Source organism: Streptomyces sp. HSW2009, assembly GCF_040240285.1.
Lineage (GTDB): Bacteria > Actinomycetota > Actinomycetes > Streptomycetales > Streptomycetaceae > Streptomyces.
On record NZ_JBEHZD010000455.1, the window covers coordinates 1 to 6,692 of the forward strand.

A 6,692-nucleotide genomic window follows, 5' to 3' on the forward strand; every position below is an offset into this window, starting at 1 on the left:
CGCCCGCGCGGGCGGCCCCGGGCGCCCCGCCGGCGGGGGGGGGGGGCGGGGCGGGGGGGGGGGGCGCCCCCCGCGCGAGACAGTGCAGCGCGCGTCCCCTGAGGCTGCACCCTTCAGAGCCGTACCCGAATGCTCTCCGGCGCGTACTCCTGCACCGCGACCAGGAGCGCTTCCCGGTCCACGCCCGGGCCGAAGCGGACGAGCAGCGCGGCGCCCTCGTTGGTGCGGCGGCGCCGCGGGAGTCGGGCGACGCCGGCGACCTCGTCCGCCACCACCCACAGCCGCAGCCAGCCCGCCTCCCGACCGGCGCCCGCGTCCAGTCGGCGGACCCGGCTCCACGGCACCCGGAACCCGCCGCGCCCCGCACAGCGCACCACGACGCCGCGCGCGTCGAGGCCGACCGCGTCCGGCACCAGATAGTCGTCGCGCACCTCGCGCAACGTCCGGGCGGCGAGCGGGAAGGCGAGCAGTCCCAAGGTCACCAGACCGGGCAGCGCGACCGCCAGGCCCGCTTGCCGCGCCAGCCCCGCGGACAGCACCAGCGGCAGCCCGAGCAGGGCGCACAGCCGCAGGCATACGGCCGCGTCGGGGCGCACCCGTTCCCGGAGGAACAGGGCACCGGGCCCAAAGTCGGAAGGTGGCTGGAAAACGCGCATACGCGTTCCTTTCGGTTCTTGCTCGCTCTCTCGCGTTCCGGCTCCGCTGCGGCGCCGTTCACCCTGGCGCGCTCGGCCCGGCGCGGCATGAGCGGCCCAGGGTGTCATGTCGACGTGCCGGGGTCGGCATCCGCCCCGGTTGCGCGGCAGGTCGGGGCCGGCCGTACGGCGGGGGGCCGAACGGGAACCGAACATCACTCGCCCGCGTGATGAGGGACGGGGACGACGGACACAACGGGCGGACATCGGTGGCCAGTCCACCTTCCGTACAAGATCCGTCCATCACCGGTGTGGTTGTCAGTGGTGGCAGCCATACTGCTCTCCAAGGCGTCAGCCAGCCCGGTTCGCCCGGGCGGGCCGGGCCGCAGCGACCAGGGGGAGGTCTCGTGTCACACCCGCCGACCGGCGGTATCGCGCCAGCGGTTGCGCCCGGGGCGCCGGCCGCGGCCAGCGCGCGTCCGGCCCCGCCCCTGACACCCGCCCCTGCCGTGCCGCCCGGTGCGCCGGGTCCGCGGCGGCCGGCCTGGCGCGAGGCGCTGGCCCGGGTGCGCGCGGCGGCGGTGACCGAGCCGGGCCGACTGCGGGTGGTCGGGGCCCTGTTGGCCGTGCTGTTGCTGGCCTTCGGCGCGCTGACGACCTGGCAGGTCAGCGCGCGCAAGGACGCCGCGAGCGCGGTCGCCCACCGCAGCCAGTCACTCAGCAAGGACGCCGCCGACCTCTACGGTTCGCTGGCGTCGGCCAACGCCGCCGTCACGCAGGGCTTTCTGACCGACGGTCCGGAGCCTAAGGCGACCCGCGCGGACTACACCACGGACATCGGGGAAGCGTCGAGGCTGCTGAGCAAGGTCACCGCGGCCGGCGGGACCTCGGCGGCCAGCCGTGAGCAGCTCGACCGGCTGCACCAGCTCCTCCCCACCTACACGAGCCTGGTGGAGTCCGCGCGCGCCAACAACCGGTTCGGCTATCCGCTCGGCGGGGCCTATCTGCGGTACGCCAACGAGATCATGCAGGACGAGCTGTTGGCGGCGGCCAAGACGCTGTACGAGGAGCAGAGCGAGCAGCTCGAAGCGGACTACGCGGACGCGAAGGCGTGGCCGTGGGCGGCGCTGGCGCTGGGCGTGCTGGCGGTTGCGGCGCTGGGGTGGGCGCAGCGCCGCTCCTACCAGCGCACCAACCGGGTCTTCAATCTGGGCCTGCTCGGCGCCACGGTGGCCTCGGTCGCGGTGCTCGGGTGGCTGGTACTCGGGCACGCCGTGGCGCGGTCCGCGCTGAGCACGTCGGACCGGGAGGGCGCGCAGTCGCTGCGGCTGCTCAACCAGGCCCGCATAGCCGTGCTCCAGGCGCGGACCGACGAGAACCTGACGCTGGTGGCGCGGGGCGCCCAGGAGGTGACCCCGCAAAAGGGCGCGGGGGCGGACGCCGCCCCCGCCGAGGGCGAAGGCCCGGACGAAGACGCGACCGACGCGTACGAGACCGAGTACCGCAAGCGAATAGCGGAGCTGAGGGGCCCGACGCCATCCGGTGCGGCGCCATCCGGTGCGACGCCGCAGAGCCTGCTCGGTAGGGCCAAGGCCCGCGCCGACGACCAGGCCGGACGCGAACCGGTGCAGATCGCGATCACGAAGGTCAACGAGTGGCAGGGGCGCCATGCGACGTCCCGTATGGAGGACCACAAGGGCGCGTACGACAAGGCGGTGCAGCGGGTCATTGCCGGGCCCGACAGCACCACCAAGTCCTACACCGAGGTGGACAAGGCGCTGCGGAAGGCGATCGAGCACGAGGCCGAGGAGTTCGGCTCGGCCGTGGACGACGGGGACGGCTTCGTGGCGTACCTGCCGGCCGGCGCCGCCGCGTTGGCGCTGCTCGGCGCGGCGGGCGCGGTGGCCGGGGTGGGTCGCAGGCTGTCGGAGTACCGATGACGGGGGCGGAGATGCGTACGGAGGGCGAGGGCGCGCCGCGCGGCGCGGCAGGGCGCGGCGGGCGGCGGCGCACGGTGACGCTGTCGGCGGTGGGCTGTGCCCTGGCGGCTGCGGCCGGGCTGCTGGTGCCGGCCGCCTTCGACGGGCAGGGCGACCGGCAGCGCGACGACACGGCGAGCGGCAAGCGGGCCGCCGCCGAGCGATTCGCGCCGCGCGCCGCGACGACCGCGAGCTGTGACCACCCGGAGCAGAGCCTGCGCCCGACCGGCGAGGCCGGCCCCGCGATGCAGCGGCTCAAGAAACGCCAGGACAAGAAACTGCGCGTCGGGGTGGACCTGAACAGCTTCAAGTGGGGCTATCGCGACCCGACCAGAGACGACAAGATCGCGGGCTTCGACATCGATCTCGCCCGGGCGATCGCCAAGGAGGTGTACGGCGAGGAAGGGGAGACGGAAGAAGAGAAAGAAAAGCACGTCACCTTCATCGCCATCCCCACGAGTCAGCGGACGAAGGCGCTGGCCACGCGCAGGGTCGACGTGATCGTACGAACCATGACGATCACCTGCGAGCGGGCCGAGGAAGTCGCCTTCTCCGCCCCGTACTTCGAGACGTACCAGCAGTTGCTGGTGCCCAAGGAGGCCGAGGGCGCGGGGGGTGCCGAGGACTCCCCCGCCACCTCCTACGGCCCGTCGCTGAAGGGCAAGACGGTCTGCGCGGCGAACCGGACGACGGCCCAGGCCGTGCTGGACGACCCGGCGAAGGGCACGGAGAAGCTGGGCGCAAAGCAGCTCATCGTGCCCAACCAACTCGACTGCCTGGTGCGTCTCCAACTCGGGGAGGTGGACGCGATCCTCACCGACGGCGCGCTGGCCGCCAGCCAGGCGGCGCAGGACCCCACGCTGGAGCTGGTCGAAGAGAAGGTGAGCCCGGAGCCCGAGTACTACGGCGTGGCGGTCAACAAGGACGACACGGATCTGGTGCGTACCGTCAACAAGGTGCTGGAGGATTACAGCAGGGGCGGCGAGCGCAGCCTCTGGATGCAGAAGTACCAGTATTGGCTCCAGGAACAGCTCCCGAAGATCACAGGGCCGCCCGCGGTCCAATACCGGGACTGACCAGCACGCACAGGAGAGGTGATCGATGGCGGCCTCGGGACCCGCCCCCGGTTCGTCGGGGATGCCCCAGGGTCCGGTCATGGACCGGGAGGAGGTGGACCGTGCGCTCGCGCGACTCGGCGCCGAGCACGAGGCGATCGAGACGTCGCTGCTGGCGCTCCAGGACCACGCCGGGCGCAGGCTCCTGGAAGGAGCGGAGCTCACCGGCACCACCAAGGCGCGCTGGGCCACCGCCGAGCAGACGATCACCATGCTGTGGGCGTACTACGACGCGTACACCGCGGTCCTCGGCAAGGTCCGCGCGGTGCGCACCCGGCGCCGCTGGCCCGGGCAGGGCGAGCTCAAGGAGCTGACCGAGTTGCTCCGCGGCGACCTGGTGACCGTGCCGGGCGCGGCGCTGTCCGGGTCGACCCGGCTGAGCGAACGGTTCACCCTGGACGCCGTCGTGGCGCGGATGAACAAGGGGTACGCGCAGGCGCTGGACGTGGTGGTCACCGCCGACACGGTCTGGTCGGCGCTGCCCGCCAGGATCGACATGCTGGCGGCCGAGTTGCAGCGCACCCGCTCGCTCGCGCACTCGGTGGGCGTGCGCCCCGGTGAGCACCCGTCGGGCGACGACCTGGAGGAGATCACCACCGAACTCACCCTGCTGCGCGCCGAGGTGATCAGCGATCCGCTGGCCTTCTGGGCCGGGGCGTCGCCGAGTTCGGCGCCCGGTGGTGGGCGTCCCGACACCGAGCGGTACGACCGGGCGGCGCGGGCGCTGGAGGACGTGCGCCGGGAGATCGAGGCGGTGCTCGGGGTGCGGCAGGACGCCGAGCGGCGGCTGATGCTGCTGCGCGACGTGCTCTCGCGCGCCGACCGTACGCTCACCGAGGCGCGGGAGGCGCGCGGCGAGGTGCTGGCGAAGATCGCCGCGTCCGACGTGCCCGCGGTCAGCGGCCCCTCCACGGTGCTGCACGAACAGCTCGCGCTCGCCGCCGACTACCGCAGGCGCTCCCAGTGGCACCGGCTCTCGCCGCTCCTGGAGAGCCTGGAGCAGCGGGCGGAGGAGGAGTTGCACCGGGCCAGGGAGTCGCTGACGGCCGTCACCGCGCCGCTGGCGGTGCGCGCGGAGTTGCGCGGCCGGCTGGACGCGTACCGGGCGAAGGTGGGCCGGCACGGGATGGTGGACGATCCGGTGTTGGTGGAGCGGTACGACGCGGCGCGGCGGATGTTGTGGAGCGCGCCGTGTGATCTGCGCGCCGCCGAGCAGGCCGTGTTGCGCTACCAGCAGGCGGCGGCCGAGGCGCTGGGCCCGTATCCGGGCACCGGGTCCGAGCGGGCCCCGCAGCCGCGCGCCGGCGGGGGCCAGGGGGCCGGCTGGGACGCGCCGACCAGGCCGGGACAGACCAGAGGGCCGGGGGGAACGGCATGAGCACCGAGTGTCAACGGCCGGACTGTGCCGGGTCGTACGAGGACGTGGGCGGCGGCGAGCTGTACTGCGACACCTGTGGGTTGGCGCCCGTGGTCGCGCCCAGCGGGCTGCTGAGCGCGCCGCCGACCAGCGTCACGAGCATGGGCGCGGCGTCGCCCGGGACCTCGGGCTCGGCCGCGCCGCACGCGGCATCGGGATCAGGTTCGGGTTCGGGTTCGACGGCTGCGGCGGGCTCATCGGCGGGGTCGGCGAAGTCAGCCGGGTCAACCGCGTCATCGGGTTCGCACCGGTCGGTCTCCGGCCGGTTGTCGCAGAGCGCGTCGGGCCGGCCGGTTTCGGTGCGCACGTCGGCGTCCGGGTCCACGTCCGGGTCGGCGGGGTCGGGGCGGGGGCGGCTGGGCGCGGGGCTGGTGGCGGTGCCGCAGGTGCCACGCCCCGAGCCGCACCTGGCGGTGCTCGACGATCCCGAGGTGCCCGAGCGCAAGCGCTTCTGTAGCCGTTCGGAGTGCGGCGCGCCGGTGGGCCGCTCCCGGGGCGTCCAGGCGGGCCGCACCGAGGGGTTCTGCACCAAGTGCGGGCACCCGTACTCCTTCGTCCCGAAGTTGCGGCGGGGCGATCTGGTGCGCGACCAGTACGAGGTGGTGGGCTGTCTCGCGCACGGCGGGCTCGGCTGGATCTACCTGGCCGTCGACCGGGCCGTCTCGGACCGCTGGGTGGTGCTCAAGGGCCTGCTCGACACCGGGGACGAGGACGCGCTCGCGGTGGCGCTGGCCGAGCGGCGCTTCCTCGCCGAGATCGAGCACGCCAACATCGTGCGGATCTACAACTTCGTCGAACACCTCGACCCGCGCACCGGCAGCCGGGACGGCTACATCGTCATGGAGTACGTCGGCGGCAAGTCGCTCAAGGACCTGGCCAACGAACGGCGCAGGCCCGACGGGCGCCGCATTCCGCTGCCGGTCGAGCAGGCGTGCGCGTACGGCATCGAGGCGCTGGAGGCCCTCGGCCACCTACACAGCCGCAACCTGCTGTACTGCGACTTCAAGATCGACAACGCTATCCAACAGGACGACCAGCTCAAACTGATCGACATGGGCGCGGTCCGGCGGATGGACGACGACGACAGCCCGATCTACGGCACGGTCGGCTACCAGGCGCCCGAGGTGGCCGAGGTCGGCCCTTCGGTGGCGTCGGACCTGTACACGGTGGCCCGCACGCTGGCGGTGCTCACCTTCGACTTCCAGGGGTACACGACCGTCTTCGCCGACAGCCTCCCGCCGTCGGCCCACATCGAGGTCTTCCGCCAGTACGAGTCGTTCCACCGGCTGCTGATGCGGGCCACCCATCCGGACCCGGGGCGGCGGTTCGCCTCGGCCGCCGAGATGGCCGACCAGCTCACCGGCGTGCTGCGGGAGGTCGTCGCGCTCCAGTCGGGGGGGGGGGCGGCGGGGCGCGGCCCCCGCGGCGCTGGCGCGGGGCGGGGGGGGGGGCCCCCCGCGGGGGGCGGGGGGGGCGTGGGCCCGGGGGCGGGGGGGGTGGGGGGGGCGGGGGGGGGCCCGCACCCCCGCCCGGCCGGCGGGGCGGG

6 protein-coding genes are annotated in these 6,692 nt (G+C 74.0%); 4 read left to right on the plus strand and 2 right to left on the minus strand.

Going from position 1 to position 6,692, the window contains the following annotated elements; all coding sequences use genetic code 11:
• Positions 1–113: 113 nt before the first annotated feature.
• Positions 114–656, minus strand: a complete 543-nt coding sequence (locus tag AAHZ94_RS26015) for a hypothetical protein (RefSeq protein WP_349995698.1) — start codon at positions 654–656, stop codon at positions 114–116.
• Positions 657–1,144: 488 nt separating this feature from the next.
• Between AAHZ94_RS26015 and AAHZ94_RS26020 the strand changes: the two genes are divergently transcribed.
• The 3 genes from AAHZ94_RS26020 to AAHZ94_RS26030 are packed head-to-tail and all read left to right on the plus strand — an operon-like array spanning position 1,145 to position 5,107.
• Positions 1,145–2,575, plus strand: a complete 1,431-nt coding sequence (locus AAHZ94_RS26020; RefSeq protein ID WP_349995700.1) for a GlnX family signal transduction membrane protein — start codon at positions 1,145–1,147, stop codon at positions 2,573–2,575.
• Entirely contained in the window at positions 2,572–3,690 is a 1,119-nt protein-coding gene (locus tag AAHZ94_RS26025; protein ID WP_349995702.1) for a transporter substrate-binding domain-containing protein, read from the plus strand. Before AAHZ94_RS26020 ends, AAHZ94_RS26025 begins: the two co-directional genes overlap by 4 nt.
• Positions 3,691–3,715: 25 nt before the next feature.
• A complete protein-coding gene (locus tag AAHZ94_RS26030) occupies positions 3,716–5,107 on the plus strand; it encodes a coiled-coil domain-containing protein (RefSeq protein WP_349995704.1) in 1,392 nt (463 codons plus the stop codon).
• A 10-nt stretch (positions 5,108–5,117) separates the two neighbouring features.
• On the opposite strand, the gene AAHZ94_RS36525 is transcribed toward AAHZ94_RS26030, so the two are convergent.
• Positions 5,118–5,453, minus strand: coding sequence for a hypothetical protein (locus AAHZ94_RS36525; protein ID WP_502964785.1), 336 nt, complete (start codon positions 5,451–5,453; stop codon positions 5,118–5,120).
• Here AAHZ94_RS36525 and AAHZ94_RS26035 point away from each other — a divergent pair.
• On the plus strand, positions 5,446–6,692 hold a 1,247-nt coding region (locus AAHZ94_RS26035; protein ID WP_502964786.1), incomplete at its 3' end, for a serine/threonine protein kinase. The two genes, AAHZ94_RS36525 and AAHZ94_RS26035, sit on opposite strands and share 8 nt — an antisense overlap.